At 40.6% G+C, this 20,605-nt stretch carries 22 protein-coding genes; 1 reads left to right on the forward strand and 21 read right to left on the reverse strand.

The genetic code is table 11. The annotated features are described in order from the left end of the window. Positions 1-42: 42 nt before the first annotated feature. From HXT48_RS04870 to HXT48_RS04970, 21 genes are all read right to left on the reverse strand, one after another. Positions 43-207 (reverse strand): hypothetical protein, encoded by a 165-nt coding sequence (locus tag HXT48_RS04870; protein WP_180946780.1) that lies wholly within the window; start codon positions 205-207, stop codon positions 43-45. Next, on the reverse strand, positions 191-841 hold the full coding sequence (locus tag HXT48_RS04875; protein ID WP_065189400.1) for a virulence protein: 651 nt from the start codon (positions 839-841) through the stop codon (positions 191-193). The genes HXT48_RS04870 and HXT48_RS04875 overlap by 17 nt, the downstream gene beginning before the upstream one ends. A 98-nt stretch (positions 842-939) precedes the next feature. Then, positions 940-2,175: a site-specific DNA-methyltransferase gene (locus HXT48_RS04880; RefSeq protein WP_421793003.1), complete on the reverse strand. Its 1,236-nt coding sequence runs from the start codon at positions 2,173-2,175 to the stop codon at positions 940-942. Positions 2,176-2,189: 14 nt separating this feature from the next. Further along, on the reverse strand, positions 2,190-2,975 hold the full coding sequence (locus tag HXT48_RS04885; protein WP_421793004.1) for an S-adenosylmethionine synthetase N-terminal domain-containing protein: 786 nt from the start codon (positions 2,973-2,975) through the stop codon (positions 2,190-2,192). A gap of 11 nt (positions 2,976-2,986) precedes the next feature. Continuing rightward, the gene (locus HXT48_RS04890; RefSeq protein ID WP_421793005.1) at positions 2,987-3,538 is read right to left on the reverse strand and encodes a P27 family phage terminase small subunit; all 552 of its coding nucleotides are present in this window, start codon (positions 3,536-3,538) and stop codon (positions 2,987-2,989) included. 160 nt (positions 3,539-3,698) lie between these two features. Next, the gene (locus tag HXT48_RS04895; protein WP_029600105.1) at positions 3,699-4,058 is read right to left on the reverse strand and encodes an HNH endonuclease; all 360 of its coding nucleotides are present in this window, start codon (positions 4,056-4,058) and stop codon (positions 3,699-3,701) included. A gap of 85 nt (positions 4,059-4,143) precedes the next feature. Further along, positions 4,144-4,593, reverse strand: a complete 450-nt coding sequence (locus HXT48_RS04900) for a hypothetical protein (protein ID WP_019260869.1) — start codon at positions 4,591-4,593, stop codon at positions 4,144-4,146. Between the two features lie 67 nt (positions 4,594-4,660). Beyond that, positions 4,661-6,871, reverse strand: a complete 2,211-nt coding sequence (locus HXT48_RS04905) for a glycoside hydrolase domain-containing protein (protein ID WP_019260868.1) — start codon at positions 6,869-6,871, stop codon at positions 4,661-4,663. Between the two features lie 142 nt (positions 6,872-7,013). After that, positions 7,014-7,442, reverse strand: a complete 429-nt coding sequence (locus HXT48_RS04910) for a sigma factor-like helix-turn-helix DNA-binding protein (protein ID WP_019260867.1) — start codon at positions 7,440-7,442, stop codon at positions 7,014-7,016. Then, positions 7,402-8,841, reverse strand: coding sequence for an SNF2-related protein (locus tag HXT48_RS04915; protein WP_020758833.1), 1,440 nt, complete (start codon positions 8,839-8,841; stop codon positions 7,402-7,404). The genes HXT48_RS04910 and HXT48_RS04915 overlap by 41 nt, the downstream gene beginning before the upstream one ends. Then, a complete protein-coding gene (locus HXT48_RS04920; RefSeq protein WP_020758834.1) occupies positions 8,822-9,112 on the reverse strand; it encodes a VRR-NUC domain-containing protein in 291 nt (96 codons plus the stop codon). The genes HXT48_RS04915 and HXT48_RS04920 overlap by 20 nt, the downstream gene beginning before the upstream one ends. Then, on the reverse strand, positions 9,084-9,419 hold the full coding sequence (locus tag HXT48_RS04925) for a hypothetical protein (protein ID WP_421793006.1): 336 nt from the start codon (positions 9,417-9,419) through the stop codon (positions 9,084-9,086). The genes HXT48_RS04920 and HXT48_RS04925 overlap by 29 nt, the downstream gene beginning before the upstream one ends. A gap of 402 nt (positions 9,420-9,821) precedes the next feature. After that, entirely contained in the window at positions 9,822-12,041 is a 2,220-nt protein-coding gene (locus HXT48_RS04930; RefSeq protein ID WP_233186369.1) for a phage/plasmid primase, P4 family, read from the reverse strand. Then, a complete protein-coding gene (locus tag HXT48_RS04935) occupies positions 12,035-12,403 on the reverse strand; it encodes a DUF4406 domain-containing protein (protein ID WP_020758837.1) in 369 nt (122 codons plus the stop codon). Before HXT48_RS04935 ends, HXT48_RS04930 begins: the two co-directional genes overlap by 7 nt. Further along, positions 12,396-13,187 (reverse strand): phage antirepressor, encoded by a 792-nt coding sequence (locus HXT48_RS04940; RefSeq protein WP_415706675.1) that lies wholly within the window; start codon positions 13,185-13,187, stop codon positions 12,396-12,398. Before HXT48_RS04940 ends, HXT48_RS04935 begins: the two co-directional genes overlap by 8 nt. A gap of 98 nt (positions 13,188-13,285) precedes the next feature. After that, positions 13,286-16,189, reverse strand: a complete 2,904-nt coding sequence (locus HXT48_RS04945; protein WP_421793007.1) for a DNA polymerase — start codon at positions 16,187-16,189, stop codon at positions 13,286-13,288. Between the two features lie 225 nt (positions 16,190-16,414). After that, the gene (locus HXT48_RS04950; RefSeq protein ID WP_014554452.1) at positions 16,415-16,963 is read right to left on the reverse strand and encodes a DUF2815 family protein; all 549 of its coding nucleotides are present in this window, start codon (positions 16,961-16,963) and stop codon (positions 16,415-16,417) included. A 4-nt stretch (positions 16,964-16,967) separates the two neighbouring features. Further along, the gene (locus HXT48_RS04955) at positions 16,968-18,098 is read right to left on the reverse strand and encodes a DUF2800 domain-containing protein (protein WP_421793008.1); all 1,131 of its coding nucleotides are present in this window, start codon (positions 18,096-18,098) and stop codon (positions 16,968-16,970) included. Beyond that, positions 18,091-18,399 (reverse strand): hypothetical protein, encoded by a 309-nt coding sequence (locus HXT48_RS04960; protein WP_421793009.1) that lies wholly within the window; start codon positions 18,397-18,399, stop codon positions 18,091-18,093. Before HXT48_RS04960 ends, HXT48_RS04955 begins: the two co-directional genes overlap by 8 nt. 11 nt (positions 18,400-18,410) lie before the next feature. Further along, positions 18,411-18,632, reverse strand: a complete 222-nt coding sequence (locus HXT48_RS04965; protein ID WP_016815920.1) for a hypothetical protein — start codon at positions 18,630-18,632, stop codon at positions 18,411-18,413. 49 nt (positions 18,633-18,681) lie between these two features. After that, positions 18,682-19,326, reverse strand: coding sequence for a sigma factor-like helix-turn-helix DNA-binding protein (locus HXT48_RS04970; protein ID WP_421793010.1), 645 nt, complete (start codon positions 19,324-19,326; stop codon positions 18,682-18,684). 633 nt (positions 19,327-19,959) lie between these two features. Between HXT48_RS04970 and HXT48_RS04975 the strand changes: the two genes are divergently transcribed. Next, positions 19,960-20,544, forward strand: a complete 585-nt coding sequence (locus HXT48_RS04975) for an IS3 family transposase (protein WP_421793203.1) — start codon at positions 19,960-19,962, stop codon at positions 20,542-20,544. The last annotated feature ends 61 nt before the right edge of the window (positions 20,545-20,605 follow it).

A 20,605-nucleotide genomic window follows, 5' to 3' on the forward strand; every position in this document is an offset into this window, starting at 1 on the left:
CTAATTTTTTTACTCTTAAAAACCGTTAAAATGTTTCTAAAATCATGCTGAAATAATAATCACCCAAAAATCATCTACTACAGTAAAACATGCTTTTACAAAAACCTCGTTCTCTTGCTCTAAATTCGCGAAAATTTCTTCAACCAAAGAGCCTGTAGTACAGTCTTCACTCAACTCGTACGCCTGGTCTTCACTCGCATACAGCATTACGCTCACCCCCGTTTCTAAAAGCGCAGGAGCCTTCTAAACGGGAAAGCATAATTTTCCTGTCTTGTTTAAACTCGTCTCCTATAAACCCGAGTCTAAGAAGGAAACATCTGAAAGCATACTTATCGTTAACTGTCTCACGCTTACTATTATTTACGCGTTTAATTTCCACGCTCATTTTACAAAGACTGTTTATAAACTTCGCATAGGATGCCAAGCCTGGTTGGTTAGCCTGCTCAAACCAAGGAAAAATAAGCTTATCATCTTCTTCCTTAATATTAAGACTGTTCACTCCTAACGCTTTTTTAATAAGATCGCCCTTATTATCAAGTATTTTCTTAAGCTTTACCACATCAGCCTTATCTTTAGGAAACTCAACACTAAAATATTGCGTACCATCACACGCGCAGACTGGAAGACTTATACCATAGTCAGCGTCTAACATGTTTTTTAAATCATCTAAATTTTCTTCACTACTACACGTGACCGTACCATCTTTACTAATGTTGAAAACACCTATCTTGTAAGACATACTTGGAGTTTTTAAGTAAACAGCCTTTACTCCCGTAGAATCCTCTATAGCTTTAATAAGCGGCTGCCTATCTTTTCCTTTTAACCCGTATTTTAATTCCATTTTGCCTCCTTTAGGTTTTTTCGGGTACATATATAAATCACTCTAAAGAAGGTTTTTATCAAGCGGTCGCAAACTATTTTTCATATAAAATACGAGTCTTACTTGTTAGTACATACTTCAGTAAACGAGTATTCTTTACCGCCTCTTAAAACTTTCACACTCTTATCATTTCCAACCTGCTCAATATAACGTTTCACAATCACGTCACAATATTTCTCGTCAAGCTCGATAGCGTAGCAGATTCTACCAGTCTGCTCGCAGGCTATAAGCGTGCTACCACTTCCAGCAAACGGATCTAACACAAGCGAGTTCGTCATACTCGAGTTTTTAATCGGATACGCTAAAAGAGCTATTGGTTTCATGGTTGGATGATCAGCGTTTTTCTTAGGCTTTTCAAACTCCCAAACTGAAGTTTCTTTCCTACCCGCGTACCACTTGTGTTTACCTTTTTTCTTCCACCCATACAAACATGGTTCATGCTGCCACTGGTAAGGGCTTCTACCCAACACCAGAGACGGTTTCTTCCAAATACAACAACCTGAAAGATAAAACCCCGCGTCCTGGAATGCTTTTCTAAAATTCAATCCCTCCGTGTCAGCATGAAACACGTAGATAGACGCATCATCTGCCATCGCCTGCTCCATGTTCACGAACGAGTTGAAAAGAAACTGGTAAAACTTATCATCCTCCATATTATCGTTTTTGATTTTCCCAGCAGCACCCTCATAGTTCACGTTATAAGGCGGATCAGTAACCACCAGATTCACTTTAGTATTCTCAAGAAGCGTCTTATATGTTTCTAACTTAGTAGCATCACCGCAAATAACACGATGCCTGCCAAGCGTCCACATGTCACCTGTTTTAGAAAAACACGGTTCTTCCAGCTCTTTTTCAACATCAAAATCATCATCGTTTACGTCTTTATCAGCATCAAAAATACTGGAAAGCTCCGCCTCATCAAACCCGAGAAGATCAAGGTTAAAATCCGCTCCTTCAAGCTCCGATAACTCGACTGCTAAAAGCTCATTGTCCCAGCCGGCGTTAAGTGAAAGCTTATTATCCGCGATAATATAAGCACGCTTTTGTGTTTCAGTTAAATGGTTTTCTTTCACGCACGGAACTTTTTTAAGACCCAGTTTTAATGCCGCGGCAAGCCTACCGTGGCCTGCGAGAATCGTATTATCCTCCGCCACTAGAATTGGGGATAGAAAACCAAACTCGCGAATACTTGCCGCTATCTGAGCTACTTGCGCCTCAGAGTGCGTGCGAGCGTTTCTCACATACGGGATAAGCTCACTTACGTCAGCCAAATAATACTGCATTTCTTTTTCCATAAGCTTTCCTCCCGTTAGAAAAGACCCCAGCAAGCCAGCTTTTCAAAACCACCCACCGAGTCAATATAATCTTTCGCAATTTTCACAATCTGCGAATACGGTTTACCATCAACCATTTCATCCCCGATAGCGCAAGAAAACTCAACCACCCGGCCGGTTTCCTGTGCTTTCAAAAACGCGTAAATGTTAACCGACACGTCAGCTTTCGTAAGATCTTTACCATGAAGACCGCCGCCTGTAACAGCATCAGCCATGTCTGACCCGAGTTTTCGGTTAACCGCTCCCGTATCAACGCTGATACCACCCGTCCAGTCGCCTAAAGGATTAACAAACGCATTCGGATAGTCTTTCAATAAGTCTTCTCGTTTAGCGTGAGACTGGCAGATGATAAGCTTTTCACCATCAAGAACATACTTGCCGTCATACGGATACTTTTCATAAACCTTTCGAGCAATAGCCGAGAGTTTCTTCTGTTCGTCTGTTAGTGGTACGCCTTTAAAAATCCCGTTATCACCCGAGCGAACCATACCATCCTGGTTTTGGCTTAAATGCTTATCCTGTGGCACGACCGTAATATCAATCTTTACTTTCCCTGGGCTTAAACGGTGGATAATATTTTTAATATCCTTAAACTTAAACATCACCGTGCTTTCAATGCACACGGCACACTTACCATGCCCGAGCATCACTTCAACAGCAATCTTCGGGTTCTCATCAATCTTGTAAGCCAGATCAACAATTGCTCCGGCAATACGATCCGCAATCTTGTCCGGGTGACTTGGATTTACTTTTTCTATCATAATTTTTTCTCCTAAATGTTTTTACGTGTTAAAAGCAGGCGTTCCATTAAATCGTTTTGAGGTGAAACACCATCAAACTCAGTCGAACAGTTTTCTTTCACAATCTGGAAAATCTCATTCCAAAGCCTGACCGCCTGATTCATGTAGTTAATACCAATGTTGATAAAAGGCGATGGTATCGGTTTTCCCGTGGTTGGATGCTTGGAAAGAAACCCGAGTTTACTGGTTACTTCCTCGCATTGAATCCAACGAGCACAGCTCATCGCATACCGTTCAATAAGAGGAGATGGCACTTTACTGCTCACACCAATGTCTTTTAGCCACTTCCATGTTTCAGCGAAAATTTCTTTAGCCTGAAGCTGAGTACCGTCTTTTTGTGTGGCGGATAAAAACTCGTGAGGCTGAGGCATTTCAGCGCCTTCAATCTCCGGAATATCAAGAACGCTTAAAGGCCTGCCACCGGGGTTTCCGTCATTCGCTTTTTCAACAACTGCTTTCCTTTTACGCCCGGCACCTACGCGTCTGCCGCCACGACCGCCGATATTATTTGATTTTGTAGGCAAACTTTTCGCCTCCTTCCCACGCGAGTTTTAACTATTAAAAAATTTTTGTGTCTGATTTTGCCTATTACCCTTTTGAATACGCTGTTTTTGCACGCGAGACCCTGCGCCCGTTCCCCAGGGAATAGGTTTTTAGAGATTTTGACCGCCCCTGGGGTGGTTTTTATCTGTTATGCCAGCGATCTCCACGCTTAGCGTGAATTTTAGAGTGACAGGATTTGCATAGAGAAATAAGATTATTCCTCTCATTCGTTCCGCCTTCAGCAATCGGTTTAATATGATGAACCTGCTCAACAGGAACAAGCACACGATTCTTAAAGCAAAGCTCACAGAAAGGATGCTCTTTCACATAAGAATCCCTTACTTTCTGCCATGCTCTACCGTAACGCTTGTGAGCATCATAAGGACGCTCGTATTTTTCGTATCGTCTGTTCTCTTGTTTTAAGTGTTCTTCACAAAACCTGCCGTCAGTTAGGTTCGGACAGCCTTGATAAGAACACGGTCTTTTAGGTTTTCTTGGCAAGACTTATCCTCCCTTCGGGCATGAAAAAAGCCCTTTGAGATAATCTCAAAGAGCTTTTAACAAAATCATTTACAAAACTATATCACTATTTTCCAATTACATCGTTTAATACTTTCCAGCCTTTTTCACAAAAATTTATGTTTTCATTACATATAGTTTTTCCATTTTTCTCAATGATGATACTCGCCGCAAGGATACTATCACTATCTTGCTCAATAACATCACCATTTGCGGTTTTCCACTTTACTAGAATATCACTTTTACTTAATTTACCTTCAAATGGAACAACAATCCGATTTGGTTCGTCAAACTTACTATCAGAATAGGTGTTGATAATTATTTTATCTTTTTGCTTATATACATCTATGTAGTTATAGTTAGCCCTATATGAAGCTATTTTCTCTTTACTATCAATTTGAGCATTAAATGCATTATTATCAATACGATGCAAGAATAAGGTGATAAAACAAACGATAGCCACAACTATTGAAATACAAAATATCAGCACTTTCGCTTTTTTACTTATCTTATTCATACTCCACCAAATTCTAATATCTAACTTTACCTTATCATAAAGCAGATCCTATTCTCTTTCATGCATTCTATGCATCAGCAGCAACAACCAACCCTAATGTTACTAAGAATCCCAAAATACCTGTAATTAATACTGGAACAAAAGCACAAATAGCAACTACTCCCGCTACTGCTACACCTATTTCAACAACATCTTCAGGAATTTCAGGAACCTTTATTGTAAAATCACGAAATGTAATTAAGTATTTTACAATCACCGTTATATGTTCATCAACATCATCTAATGTTGGTAATAGATTTTCTGACATTACCTCAATAGCTAACTCCACTTGATTTGGAGAAATAACTTTTCCAGTGAATGCAATATCACCCGATTTTACTGATGCTGCAATATTTGCTATAGATTTTTGAATCATGTCTCCGCCCTTCATAATTCTAATATCTTTAGCAATTTTAGAAATTTTATTTTCACATGCAGCACTTAGAGAACCATCACTATTTAGTTCTATCGAAACGTTGTAGGAATTATTAGGCACTGTCATCAATTCTGTTACTGCTTCTACCGAGGTTTGAATACTAATAGTAGGCAGTTCAGTATAACTAAGAATAATTTCTTTATTATATGAAAGACCAAAACTAGTAAGCTGATTTAGCAGATGTAGAGGCTCTACTACATCATACACAAACTGTGTTCTTGCAATATTTACTTTGTCTTTTATATTTTCCTTTTCTAGTTCGCCTTTCGTCATTTTTGTTACACTATCAAATTTTGCGATACCTTTATCTCTTCCAGAATATGCATCTTTATCAAGAGCAAAAGTCGGTCTAGATTGGAAAGAGAATTCATTAAATTGGTCGAACGCCCAATTGTTAGGAATTGCATAACCTAAATTCCCACTAAAACCAGTAGACATATCCGCTACAAACGAATATTTAGCATATCCTGCTTTGCTTACTTTTGAGCAGATTAATCTTGGGCCATATACACCAACTTGGTATTTCTTAATATTTTCACAACTGTTGAATAGTAAACTTATCTTCTTGAAATACGGTAAAATCATGCTGTCCAGCTGATATCCATAAGCATCAAAATCAACAGCAAAGTATATTGTACTACCAGAAGGAATACCAATCCTTTTTGCAGCGGAAATAGCAACCTGTGCATCAACAGTTCCCTGGTTAGGATTCGCAAAATATTCAGGATAATATCCTCCATCTTGATAAATTGGAAATACGGAAAGACCAGCGTTTTTTATGTTTTTAATTTCATCTAAAGTTAGAGCTTTAGATGTTGACTTTCCAACATACCCAGTCAAATATCTTCCAACAATCTGGTATCCTGCCGCTTTTAAATCTTTAGCTTGTTGAGCATTTAGTACCGTTGCACAGTCACACGCCTTGGCAGCTCTGTCTGGATTGCCTTTACTAGTTAACAACGACATCCACGTGTTAACATCAAGTGCTCCGCTGACTGGAAGCTTATAGTCTTTCTGGAATTTAGTGAGTTGCTCAGCAAAATCATCATCCCAATTCTCATTTTGAAGACAATCATATCTAATACAATTAAGTACAGCTTTTGCTAGCCATACCCACTTACCATAGGAAGAAGCGTTTTGCCTGCTAATAGTTTTCAAATTACCTCGTGTACCATGTCCAAAATTACCCGTGGCATCATCAGGCGAATAGCCTTCTAACGACTGTAAAATTTGGATAAGTGCGGTATTCATTTCTCGACCATACAAGCCGTCACAAGGAATGATACCTGTATAATCCTTATAGGTTCGGTTAATAGTTTGTTGAATAATCCTAATAACGTCAATACCACCGTAACGCTTTAGTAAAACGAACTGCTGCATAGAAAGAAGAGCTTTCATTACATCAATTGTGACAGTAGAATCACCACCAATGCCCATATCATTCTTCAACTCTTTAATAGCATTCCCAGTACCACCATAAAAGTTTTGTGTAATATCATTACCAGTAGAGTAACCCTTGCACCATAAAGCACCTTGAATAATCGAGTAAACATTACTTTGCGACTTATCACTATCGGATTGTTGCTTAACACCATGTGGATAACGTTGATTAAATTTACGTGTTGTACCAGCACCAAAATTATTTGCTGTTGCTGTTATACCAAGCTCAATCTGCAAAGCACGAATAAGCCCATTAATTGTATCCCAACCAGTATTCCCATCAGTAATAACTGAACCAAACCCAGGCTTATCACCATAGGTTTTGTTTAACCATTGCTGTGTTAGTAATACCATCTGATCCATGTTGTGCCCTCCTTTTAGGCATGAAAAAAGCCCTGAAAGATTACTCTTCCAAGGCTTAGTATTTATAATTTTTGCTAACTATATAATACCATATAGAAGGCAGTGTCATCTCGTATCAGAGCGTACCAAACCGTACCATTTTTTAGATTTGGATTAGATTATCTGGTAAAACCATGTGCTCTAACGCTTTACCATGCCACCTTATAATCGTCATTCTGCTAGCATGGAGTTCTTTACCAATATCCTCCCACGTCATGTTACTCATGTAACGGTAGCGTAAAATCATCTGCTCATCCACGCTTTCAAGTTTAGAAATCACATCCAAAATCTGCTCTTTCAAACTGATAAGCATCGTAATCTCCATGTTAATCTTTGCTTCTAAATCCATAACCCTTATAAGAGCTTTCACAAACGGAGCTTCTATACTTCGAGTCGTCTGCACATACTCCCTGTCGTATCTTAATGAAGAAACACTTGTAGCAAGCTCACGCAGTCTTACTACCTCATCCATGTCAGCTTTAATCCGCTTATCAAGAAGATAGGCTTGCCGTAAGTATTCTTTTTTGTTCATTCTTACCTCCATTTTGAGGTAAGTTCTCTCTAGAACCCCTTTCCCTCACTTCGTTAATTGATAGTCTTGCTTTAACCGACTCGATTAAAGCATCCTGCACTTTAGCCTTCATGCTTAAAGCCCTCATCACATCCTCATCAATCGTGTTCTTAGTGATGATGTGATGGATTACAACCGTGCTAGTTTGCCCTTGACGGTTAAGCCTGGCGTTTGTTTGTTGGTAAAGTTCTAAACTCCAAGTCAGGGAAAACCAGATAAGCGTTGAACCGCCAGCCTGTAGGTTAAGACCATGACCTGCAGAAGCCGGGTGAATCAATGCTACAGGAATCATGCCGGCATTCCAGTCAGCAATATCAGCACTCGTTTTAATCTCACGCACGTTAAAACGTTTCTTAATCCGCTCAAGATCATGCTTAAACCAGTAAGCTACAAGCACCGGTTTACCGTTAGCAGCCTCGATTAAATCCTCTAAAGCGTCCAGCTTACGATCATGAATATGAACGCTTTCTTTTTTCTCGTTATAAACCGCGCCGCCTGCCATTTGAAGAAGTTTATTTGAAAGAGACGCTGCGTTAATCGCATCAATCTCTTTACCCTCCAACGACACCACCATATCCTGTTTCAGCTCATCGTAGAGTTTTCGCTCCTTACCGGATAACTCTACTTTCACCTCGTTTATCACACACGCTGGCATTTTCAAATAGTCTTTTGACTTCATCGAAATCGTAATATCAGCTATCTGTTTATAGATTAAACTCTCAGCACCATCTTTAGGCTTATAGGAAAAAATCATGTGCTGGTTACGCTTATCTGGATCAAAAAAGTTCTGCCGATAATACGTAATGTAGCAGCCAAGCCTTTGACCCATATCAAGCAGCCTAAACTCAGCCCACAAATCCATAAGCCCGTTAGAAGAAGGCGTGCCTGTAAGACCTACAATCCTTTTAACTTTCGGCCTAGCCTTCAGTAATGCTTTAAAACGTTTCGCCTGATATGATTTGAAACTTGAAAGCTCATCTATCACAACCATGTCAAAATTAAACGGCAGGCCGCTTTTCATTATCAGCCACTCCACGTTTTCACGGTTAATAATATAAACGTGAGCAGGCGTTTTTAGTGCTTGAATCCGCTCCTTCTCAGTGCCCGTCACAACAGAATAAGTCAGGTGTTTTAAATGCTCCCACTTTTCTAACTCTAAAGGCCACGTAGTGTTCGCAACCCTAAGAGGAGCGATAACCAGAGTTCGGGAAACGTCGAACGAGTCAAGCATCAGGTCGTTAATCGCTGTAAGACTTATAACACTCTTACCAAGTCCCATTTCAAGCAAAACCGCTGAAACCGGGTGTGTGATAATAAAATCAGTCGCATACTTTTGATACTCATGTGGCTCGTATCGCATCAATCACACCTCCAATCTGACTTTTCTCATCAACCACGAAAACCTTAAAACCTAAATCCTGTAAGTCTTTCATCCGTTTCACCTGTAAGACTCTAGGCTTTTTACCTGGTGCTTTAAGCTCGACAAAACCAATCTTTCCGCCGTTCAGTAAAACGAGCCTGTCTGGAAGCCCGTCAACAGAAGGACTCGTAAGCTTTAAACAAAGTCCTCCCGCAGCTTTGACTTCACGGACGAGTTTTCGCTCAGTTTCCTTTTCTCGTAAAAAGCCCATCAGATACCTCTTTTGCCATCTCAATGATTTTCTTATCCACTTCGTTTCTCGGCTCATTAGCAACATCACCGTAAAACACGTCAATATAGTGATTGTTTAACTGTGGGTGATCTTTGAACATGTTGTCCTCAGCATGCGAAGATACTTCATCAATCATGTTCATGGCTTTTAACAGTCTGTCTTGATCTTTCGCTAAAAGCAGCGGACTGATATCAACCACTAATTGGTTAATCAGACTCTTAGTCAGTCGCATTGCTGCTCCTGCTTGCTTGTAGGTTTCTACTGTTCTCTCTTGTTTGTTAATCATGGTTTATTCCACCTTTCTCAAATCTTATTTTTCATTTATTGGATAGTGTTGTTTCATTCGTTGGTTTTGCCCGTTTACATCAGGCGAATGTTATTTGTGTAGCCATGTATGCTTTAGACCCATCTTTTACTTTTCTCTATATATATATACTTATATTTCTTTTATTTTTTTCTTCTTATATAAAAAGTAAAGAAAAAGGGTACACTATAATACAAAACCCCTATTTATCAGGCTTTTCTTTCTTGAAAACGTGCATGGTAGCGTGTAGGCAACGCCTATTTTCGTGTATGAAAAAATCTCATAGAGCATTTTTCTCTGAACCCGGTTTTTACCATGTAAAACATTTGCCTACACGCCAATACATTTTTCAGGAAGTATCTTTCAGTTTTACCGTGCTTTACATCAAAGAAAATCCTCCTGTGCCTGCAAATTCGGATTAATGGAAAGCCCACACCACTGGTAGCCTTTACCCGTCCGTTTTTTGCTATAACCCGCTAACAGTAAAGCCTTAGAAAAATCCCTATCGTTTCTAACATATTCACCGTTAAGGTTTGCCCACTGGCGGTAAGACAAGTAAAGACTCCTACTCATCTCCGTTTCATTCACGCCCTTAATGCAATAATCAGTGATGAAATGGCCTATCCAGTCGTTTTCAGCACGATAAGCGTCCTTAGCCTGCTCTACCACCTTACAAGTAGGGAATTTATAACTGTTTTGGATATAAATCTTGGCTCCTTCAATCATCCATTGAAGTATTGCCCCACCTGCTTTTTGCAAAAGTTCATCAACATAGTCTGTTTTCGGATTCTTGATTTCTTTCGTAAACGGTGCGACAAAGATTCTCCGCCACGTTCCCTTATCGTTCGAACCGACTTTCGGCAGATGGTTCGTGTAGAGAATAGTTGAGTGGCTTGGTGTAAACGTAAAAGGAGCATAATATTTCCTCTCAGCTGAAATATCATCCACGCTTGCTATCTGTTTCAGCATGGAAATAGAAAGCCTTTGTCCTTCCTCAGTTTCCGAGGCAAGAATAAACCTTTTACCGCAAAGCTCTGCTAAATCCACTTTCACGTTTTTAGCCCGAGTGGTTAAAGACTCCGCAGGTATTTTCCCCGCATAATCTCCAAGCACGTGTGCTTCCGCATTAAACACGGTCGACTTACCGTTACCGCCTGACCCGTACACTAGCAAAAGCGATTCTTCAAACACTTGACCTATAAGCGTACTACCCGCATGGCTTTGAAGAAATGTTTGAAACTCTTTATCACCTGCGGTAACCATATCAAGCGTTGTCTGCCACAATCCCATGTTCTCCTGTGAAGGGCAAACAGCGGTCATTTTCGTACAGTACGAACACGGATCATGTGCTTTTAGCATGCCTGTCTTTAAATCCACGATTCCGCAAGGCGTGTTTAGAATGAAAGCATCACGGTCCAGTTCTTCGTTTGCAACTTCCAGCATGGATTTAGCAAGTTTCAATATCCCGGACACTTTGCTGTGATCATTCATCTTCTTAGCAAACGAAAGATACTGTTTTGCCTGATTCACTTCACTCTTTGCTTTATCCGCCTGCTCTTTATCACCTGATGATTCGGCTTGAATGAACTGTTCGTAAGCTGTCTTAAACTCAACACCGGCATTTTTCAAAACCTTTTTAGCAATAAGCATGTAAAGTTTCATAACTTTAAGCTCAGACGCTTCCCACTTCTTTCCCGTCCAGTAAAGCCAGCCGGCAGACATCGTATAAACAGCCTTATTCTTGTTATGTTTGGCAAAAACCTCAGCCATCGCAATATCCGTTAAATCATCCGGCTTATACTCCTCATAGCTTTTGCCATACTCGCTAGGCGGAATATAACCTTCCTGACTTGCTACTTTAAGCCCGAACTTTTTAGCCGAATACCAGATTTTAGATAATTCTGCGTCAGGCAAAGGAGGATTACACCTCTCAGCTTCACTCAAAAACTTCTCATGCGCTTCATCTGTCGCCCCATAACGTTTGATGAGTTTTCCGGCAATATGACTAAGCCTAGAGTTTCTCTGCCCTGATGGTATTTCTTCTGTTCCTGCATCAAATTCACCAAAAGCTTCTTCCGAGAGAAAATCAGTGATTGTTTTTTCACCCTCATAAAGTTCTACCAGCGGAGTTTTAACACCGTAGAGGAAACGTGCCGCATCAAGAGCGTTGCTGTCAAAATACGGGAATACTGATTGAATCCTTGTTTTAAGCTCCACATAAGCTTTAGCATCGCTTACTTCTTCAATTGGAAAATAAACGTGAAAACGTGGTCTTGCACACTTCCCATGCTTGTCTTTCATGTGGTTTCTACTATAAGACGCATAAAAGCACACGTTCGGAAACGCTAAAGCAACATCAAAAGGCGTCACCCAGTCTTTACCAACATCAGAATGATCGTTATCACAGTCCATCGGAATACAGGTAGATGAAATGAAATTATCTTTAGACCTATAACTGTTAGTAAATTGTGCTGTGACATGGTCAAAAGAGATAGCCTTATTAAAACTATCTCGATCACAGACTTTTATTTCGTCAGGATACAAGCAGTTACTACTGTTTCCAACACAGGAAGCTGTATAAATTTTGCACTCAAGCATCAACATTCACCCCCTAAATCCTTATCTGTAAAATACTTAATCGGCTGGTTTCGTTTTTCAGCCAGATTGATTTCTACTTGCATGCCGCCTGTGATTTTTTCTCCGAACACCCATAGTTCGTTGCATTTGCCTAAGAGAATAATGTCCATAAACATCGCATCCCCTCTATGCTTTTGATTCTCATCATCCATGAACGGGAAAAGCAGGTGTGGTGTTACTGGGATTGCTCCGCGCAAATACGCGTATGCCGCACACCGAATAGCGCGTTGCACGTTTTTCTCCTTATCTCCACGGTAGGGAGCACAAATGTAGACGATAGGCTTAAAATTCGGTGTTGTTTCTAAATGCTTTTTATAAGACTTACTCACTTTTAGCCTCCTGTTCAATCAACGGGTAGATCCCGTGTTGTGTCATGAGGTGATAGATGAAAAGCCTGCCTTTCTGAGTCCAATAAGTATGCATTTTTGAGTGTGTAACACCATTAGAATCCTCGTAGGTATTTGTGCGAGATTTCGTATATTCCTGATTGGCATACTTTTGATATAAAAGCCAGATATCAGACTGCCTATACTGCACACCGAGCTCATGCAAAAAGTTATTCATCCACTGTGCTGACTTGCCATAATCTTTTGCAATCACACGCATAGAGATTATGTCTTTGCATTTAAGCACAACATCGTAATAGCTGGCTTTCGGTTTAAGCTCAGCTATCTGCTGTTTTTGCACAGCAGTCGTAAGCTCTAACGCTTCTCTTTTAGCACGCTCTTCTTTCAATGCGTTAAAAACAGCGATAGCCATATCAGGATTGTTGATAAGCTCATCTGTCGCATACATACCGTGCTTACGGATACTCGGAAGAACCTGTGATGTAACCCATCGTTTAAACTGACACGCTTTAGGGAGCTGACTTCTAAGAATAAGACTGTAAAGACCAGACTCGTTAATAACATACATTTCTCGGTTCTGACCTGAGTCGGTGAAACACCGAGTCAGCTTATCATCTTCATCTACATGCCTTTTCAGTGCATCAGATGTATCACGATAACCAAGAATCTCAGCCACGTCCTTGCCCACAAAATATGGGATACCATCTACTACTGTTGTGCGAACAGAGCCAAGCTCTACATTCTTAAATACTTGTAATTCATTCATAAAATTACCTCCTATGATTTTTTCTAAAAGGCGGTATTGCCTTCTAAATCACAGGCAAAGAAAAAGAGCAGGTTTTTAACCCTGCTCCTAAAATTTTTTTAATCTTTTTTGTAAAACTCGCACTCGTAGCCGTCAGCTCTAAGAAGTAAACCTTCTGCCCAAGGTGGTGTTCTTCCCATTAGCTCACACACGCTTTGAACACTCACGCTTTTATCGGTTTCGATAATGGCTTCATCATGCACGTGCGCGACGATGCGATATTCTTTCAGCGTTTGCATAGCATAGATGAGGATGTCACGAGCTATAGCTTGCGTAATGTTTTCTACGAATTTAGGACCGTAGCTTTCCAGCCGCTCCCATTTTTTAGTAGATCCCACACCCTCATATGTGACCGATTCACCACCATACTTGTTTTCTTCCACACGTGGCTTCACATAGTAAAGGCATCTTTTCGAAGGCAGTTTGATGATAAGAAACCCACTCTTGTAAGTGAACACAATATTGTGTGTTCGAACAGATACGTGTTCGTGTACACACTGTTTTACCGCTCTGTCCACATCCCACCACAATGAAACAATATGTGGATTAGCAGATCTCCAATCATTAACCAACTGTTGCAAATCATCTTCATGTAAACCCATATCAAGAGCACCCATTGCCTTTAATGCTCCTACTGCACCACCGTAGCCACAGTTATGCACGAGCTTTCCCGATACGGTAAAACGATGATTTGGTCCGGCATTTCGTATGTCATAAACTCGAGCCTTGCTTCGATTAAACGCCAGTTTTTTCTGTGTTGCACTACAGCTGTATTTGCTCTTGATATGATTTCTTCTCTGCCCATTCCTTTCGATAACATTCTTGTAACTACCAATCTTGCGTATGGCCAATATTGTTGCTCCCACCGTGTTAAGATAGCGTTCTGCTTGTTGTTTTGATTGACTATTCTTGGAACAAAGCGGATATTTCCTTTTTCGTAGTTGCCGTTTGTATTTATCCGATCTAATTCCCAGTCTTTTCGCACATTGTCTACCTCTTGTAAAATCCACAAGCCTGCTTCTAAAACAGAATGGAAGCACCACTTTATCCCTCTTGCACCATAGTTTTTGTAATTTGGATCTCTTGGATTGATGCATCGCTGTTTCGCAGCACTTAGCCGCTTTTCTAGCCATATTGGTATTTGTTTCGGCTGCGAGCAAGCTTGACACCCTTTTGATTTGCCCGACTTTAGACTGTTTAAGTCCTGCCATTGAACGCTTCCGCACCCTACGCATTGTGTCAATACATAACAGTGGTTTTGCTTTTGATTCCAGTGTTTCTCTGCACTGATGATTTTCACCCAGCCGTATTGTTCTCCGACCATCTCCGGTTTGTATGAGATGTGTTTTGCAGATGGCGGATTCAATAAACCGTATTGGCTTCGGTTTCCCCTTAACCCAGACGAGATGGTCCGGTGTTGCTCTAAGTCCTTCATACTCGATTACCTCCTTTACACCCTTAAAAACAACTCCGTTATGGTTAACCCAGTTTTCTCCGTCCCACACTTTTTGTTTTGTAGTGACTTCTTCAATTGGAACAAGCCCTTCATCTGTGAGTACAAGTTCACCTTCAGCAATACAAGCAAGTTCCGCGATCTTCCCTTTCTGCCGCAAATGCCCGTTTACTCCATGCTTTTCAACAGGCACGCTAAACATTTGAGAGGCTGACGAGCAGTAAATGTCTTTACCTTCCTCGAATACTCGCATACGCCATTTTTCACCCGCAAGCCAAGCCAAGACTCTCGCTTCGATCGCTGAAAAGTCCGCGACAATAAACTTAAATCCCGTGCGTGGAATAAAAGCAGTGCGAATAAGCTGGGATAAAGTATCCGGAATATCCCCATAAAGCATTTCCAACGCTTCAACATTTCCCTGTTTAACAAGACTTCTAGCCTCCGCTAGATCAGGAAAATGGTTTTGTGGTAGATTTTGTAATTGCACGAGCCTTCCTGCGAATCTTCCTGTTCGGTTTGCACCATAGAAGCGAAACATGCCACGCTCCCGATAATCCATACAGGCAGCGTTTTTCATCACCGTATACTTTTTCACCGAGGATTTAGCAAGCTGCTGACGAAGCCGCAACACTTCCGCCAACTCTTTACCCACTGTTTTAAGCTCTTTAGCGACTTCTTTTTTACCAAGCGACTCCATTTCAAGACCATGCTTTTTAAGCCAAGAGCGCATTTGTAACACTGAATTCGGGTTTTCTAAACCTGTAACATGTTTAATCTCACTCACGAGATGCGTTTTCACCTCCTGGTCGAGTTTTATAGCTGAATCAACGAAAAGAGAATCTATTTCAATCCCACGATCGTTAATAGTTTGGTCGAGATAAAACTCCTGCCATAAAAAATCTGGCACGGGAAAGCGTGAGAGCTTTTCTTGAATACTCATCTCAACTTCCACATCACGCTTGTTATACGATTTAAACAGCTCCCACTTTTCCTTATTGTGAAAATACTTGTTTCTTGTTCTTCCACCGTTTACTTTCGTAGGATTACACGGCAGGCAGAAATATTTAATAAGATTCTTACCCGAAGTGAGTTTCTGCTTATCAAGCCCCAGTACTGCTCCCACGCTTTCCAAAGACATGGGAAGTCCCAGTGTGGCTGACCAGATCATTGTGCAATGCCAGGAGCAGGGGTTTAAAAACAAGCCTTCACTTTTCACTGTCTTACCAGGGTTAACATTGATGCCTTTATCTCGCAGGTAGCGTGATAAGCAGACTCTTTCAAACTGAGCGTTAAACGCCCACTTTGTCACCGTTTCATCCGTTAAAGCAGAAAGCACAACCTCGGGTATGGTTTCACCTTGCGCTAAATCAACGACCTGAACTTCACTACCGTCCACACTGTAACCAAAAAGCAGTATTTCAAAATCATCCGATTCTGCGTACTTGTAAACACCACATTTACCAAGATTTACACTCGAAAACGTTTCCAAATCCACACTCAAATTTTCCAAATTACATCACCTCCAAGCTTATAAAAGAGGTGACAGAAAACCTGCCACCCCACTTATAGAATCTTCTAATTCCTATTTTCAGGAATCTTCTAATTCCTATTTAGAATGTGTTTAATATCAACGTAAAGACTCACGAGTTTCTTTACCGTGAAATCAAGAAGTAATACTCCTATAAACACTGAAATAAAAACCGCTATAACAATTTCCATAATTAACTCACGCTCCTTATGCTAGAAAATCATCATCTTCTAAAGTCGTAAAATCATCGGTTGCGAGACTACGTCCGCCGAGTGGCTCACCGTCTCGAATTTTTTGAATATTGCCAAGACCGCAAGCGATACCCTTATTACCGTTAGAGTTAAAAGCGTAGAAGTTGATGGAAACTCTCGCATAGCAGCCTGAATACACTTCACTGCGATCCATGATTGGTTTTACCTGTTTGTCTACAATCTGCGGAGCCGTGGTTGAGTTCGCGTTAATGAAGTAATGTCCTTTATACGCTTCATCATCACGCTCAATATCCCCGTCCCTCAGTGGTGTTTTAAGAGCAGCCTTGTTTGGTTTCTTACCGCCGAACTTGCCGACACCTTCCTCAATCGCAGCATCAATAGCTTTCTCAATAGCCGTAATCGTTTCAACATCACTTTTAGGGATAAGCAGTGAAACACTATATTTTTCAGGGCCGCCGTTAATAGACTTTGGCTCCCAACCGTTAAAATAGGAAAGGCGTGTGTTTTTGCCGGTGATAACCTTCGTGTTATTTAATTTAGACATAGTACTAATTCTCCTTTTTGAATTCTTGATTTACATTTGTTACATTGACTTTTGCCCGCTTATCCGAATCGGGTACGAGCGTAAGTTTTCCGGACGGTTTGATAATGAGGTCGCCCAGAATATCCTCAAATTTTTTCTTGCCCATCAGCTTTTGCATTTCCGTTAAACCGATAAGACTAGTTTTGAAAATGTCGGTAAAGCCATGAGCTTTCGCTTTCTCAATAACAGCTGTCTCATCCTTAAACTTGCGAACTGATCTGCCTTCTACGAGTTTGAAACCGCTCCACTCTTTACCATGGTTTATAGCGGAATCTGTGGCGTACGCTAAAACATCATCAGCCCACTTAGTTAACTGTGGGATAAGCGTGAGTACTTCTTCAATCTCACTATCTGTTAAAACAGAAGGCGGTTTGAACTCAAATTCTGCAAGTTTAAGGTTTTCTTCCGCCCGTTTACGGCACGTGGCTTTTGCCCTGCAAAACCTGCACCAGTCACCGGCTTCAAATTCACCTTCGCCTTTAATAGCAAGCTCTGCTTTAGGTTTAAGCACGCTTTCAGCCCAAGAAATAAGCTCCGCGACAGGTAGTGTGAAAGTTGATACGTTGTCACGTCTTGGCTGAAAAATACTCATCTCAACAGTTTGAATCTCGTACAAGCTGTCGAAAAGCGTTAAAGCTCCAAGAGCGTAGCATTTCATCTGAGGATTCTCGTAAGCATCAACCAGCACGCCTTGACCGTACTTAAAGTCGATAACCTGCAGCGTTTTTTCGCCTACAATAATGCAGTCCGCTGTACCAAACCCGTCAGGCACGTAAGCTGAAAAATCAACCTTCTGCTCGATGAGAAAAATAGGATCTTGACAGTTAAGTTTTGCCTGCTCATACTTTTCCATTACGAAATCCACGTAAGCATCCGAGCATTCCTGCATCTCGTTTGAGTCATACTCTGTTGACGGTTTTTCACACGGACGGTTAAGAAGCTTATTCAGCTTGTACTCACACCACGCGTGTGCCGCCGTTCCTTCCTCAGCCGCTGCAGAAGTAGTGTTTTCAAACTTTTCTTCTAAAACAGCACTCGGAGTACACTTAATCCACCTGTGAGCAGAAGATGGGGAAAGTAAAGCATGCTTAGTCACCTTTAATTCCCTCCGCTTCATGCAATAGGCTCGCGTACTCGCTTTCAGGAACATCCGAGAGCTTTTGCGCACCGTGTTTTACGATGAGTTTCTTCACATCAGCTGTCTTTCCCATCTGGCTAAGTTTTGCTAAAACCGCTCGTACATCCTCTAAACTCACCTTTTTAACAGACTCCTTATTATTAGGAGCTGTTTCTTTACAACCAGCACCAGAAGCACCGGCATCATCAAATAGTGTTTTAAGATGAGCTGTTAAGTTTTCCAAGTCTTTGATGACTTCTCTCAATATTTCCTTGTTCACGGCTTTCCTCCTTAAACTTCTTTGACATCAACTGACTGAACGCTCTTTCCAGGATCTAATAGGTAGACTTGCGAGTAATCACCAAACAACCAGCGGATAAACCGTTGAGGTAATCGCATCACAGCTCCACGTAGAACCTGTTTCTTCTCACCGTTTTCACCGGTGACGTTAATAACGATCTTGTGTTTCACGAGTTTTGCCTCCTTTCTATAAGGGGTTTCTTCCTTACACATCACAGGCAAAGAAAAAGGAGGAGTTTTTAACCTCCTCCTAAAAAAATTTCTAGAATTTTTCCGGTAAAACTTTTTTAAGATTTACGATGGCACTATCTAGATGATTTTTCACGCCGGCAGACGAGATACCAAGAATTCTTGCAATCTCTGACTGAAGATAGCCATCAACAAACATCAAACAAATAACCTGACGTTGCTTGTCAGTGAGTGTTGAAAGTGCATGCTCCATTTTTTCTGACCATTCAAAGCCATGGTCATCAGCACTAAAACCATAATCATCAGTAGTACTAAGAGCTTCAGCAAGATGGCTTTTATCTACTTCAAGCTCGCCATCTGCATCAAAGTCAAGCGAAAGATTATAGTTACGCGGGAAACGCTCTTCAGCCGCATACTCCACATCATCTTTATTTGGTTCATAACCATGTTTAGATTTAAAAAGCTGGATATATTCTTCTTTCCAAGCTTCAATCTCAGCTTTTTCTTCATCAGTTCTAGTTGGACGCAGGTTCTTATTGTTGTAGTAAACCTCACTGTCATCTATTGAGTGAAGCATCTTAATATCCGCAACGGTTACACCATTCTCGCCCGGCTTAATCTCGATAGTTTCTTCACTATAACTACCATCTTCATTACGAACACAACTTGCATACTTATATGTTGCTCGATCGTTGCTATTAGTTTTACGAGTCCTCATGCTCACCCTTCCCGCCTGCAGCGGTAGGGTGAAGACACATACAAAAAAGAGCCGATACTTTATGAAGCACCGACTCTAATACCTGAAAAACAGCCATAGTAGAATAGAGGTACTTCATAGGAGTCATGAAAAAACCATGAGGATCCTATTGACGTATCTCATCGCCCTATAGCTAATCAGGCTTTAACTGTTTATTAGTAGTGTCTTATTGATTAATCATTAACCACAATCTTGTTAATTGTTCCAAAAATTCTTACAACATTTACCCGCTCTTTCTTAAAACCCGTATCATGAGTGTAAAAAAGAGTGGAATAATCTCGTTTTTATAACAGTTTGACATGTAAAAACCACACTTGCCTTGAAAGCTACGTGCTTTGAGGTTTAAGCGTTAACAATGTTTTCACCCCCCTTCTCGTTAAACAACACTCGTTTTAGAAAACAAAACGAGCATTAGCCACGCTCTAATAGAGTCCCAACCGTAGCTAATAAAGTCCCAACTGTATTTAATACAATCCCAACAAATCTAATATAATCCCAACCGTATTAATATCAGAAATCCTCACTCCGCAAAAAGTGTTATAAGCCTAACTACTTTTAGTATTACCGTTAGAGCTTCTGATTAAAACACTTCAGATAAAACGTTCAAGTTATTACTATGCTAAAAATGCTCTTCAAAAACCTGACAAATACGCACATATACGAGGTTGCATACACAAGATTGCAGAAGAAAACTTCTTTACTTATGACTCTCCTAGAATATGGTTAATGTTGAGAACTAAAGGTATTAAAATATCTGAAAAAGTAGTAAGACGGCTCATGAAAGAAGAGTTAATTGAAGTTAGATATGCCAGGCATAAAAGACGCTATTCAAGTTACATAGGAGAAATTACTCCCGCATGTAGAAACATTGTTAATAATAATTTTCATGCAGATTCACCTAATAAGATTTGGCTTACAGACATTACTGAGTTTTCAGCAAAAGAGTCAAAACTCTATTTAAGCCCTATGATTGACTGTTTTGATAGTAAAGTGGCCTCTTACGCTCTTCCAAACCACCCAGATCAGTGTCTTGTAGATGAAATGTTAGAAGGGGCTTTAACTACCCTTGACACTACAGAATGTAAAAGCTTAGTTATTCATACAGATAGAGGAGGTCACTATAGAGATGGCAGGTGGATTGAGAGATTAGAAGGTCTTGGTATTACACGCTCCATGTAAAGAAAAGGAAATAGTGGAGATAATGCTGCCTGTGAATGCTTTTTTAGACGAATGAAAACAG

The sequence above is a fragment of the Gardnerella sp. KA00127 genome (assembly GCF_049244125.1).
GTDB lineage: Bacteria > Actinomycetota > Actinomycetes > Actinomycetales > Bifidobacteriaceae > Bifidobacterium > Bifidobacterium swidsinskii.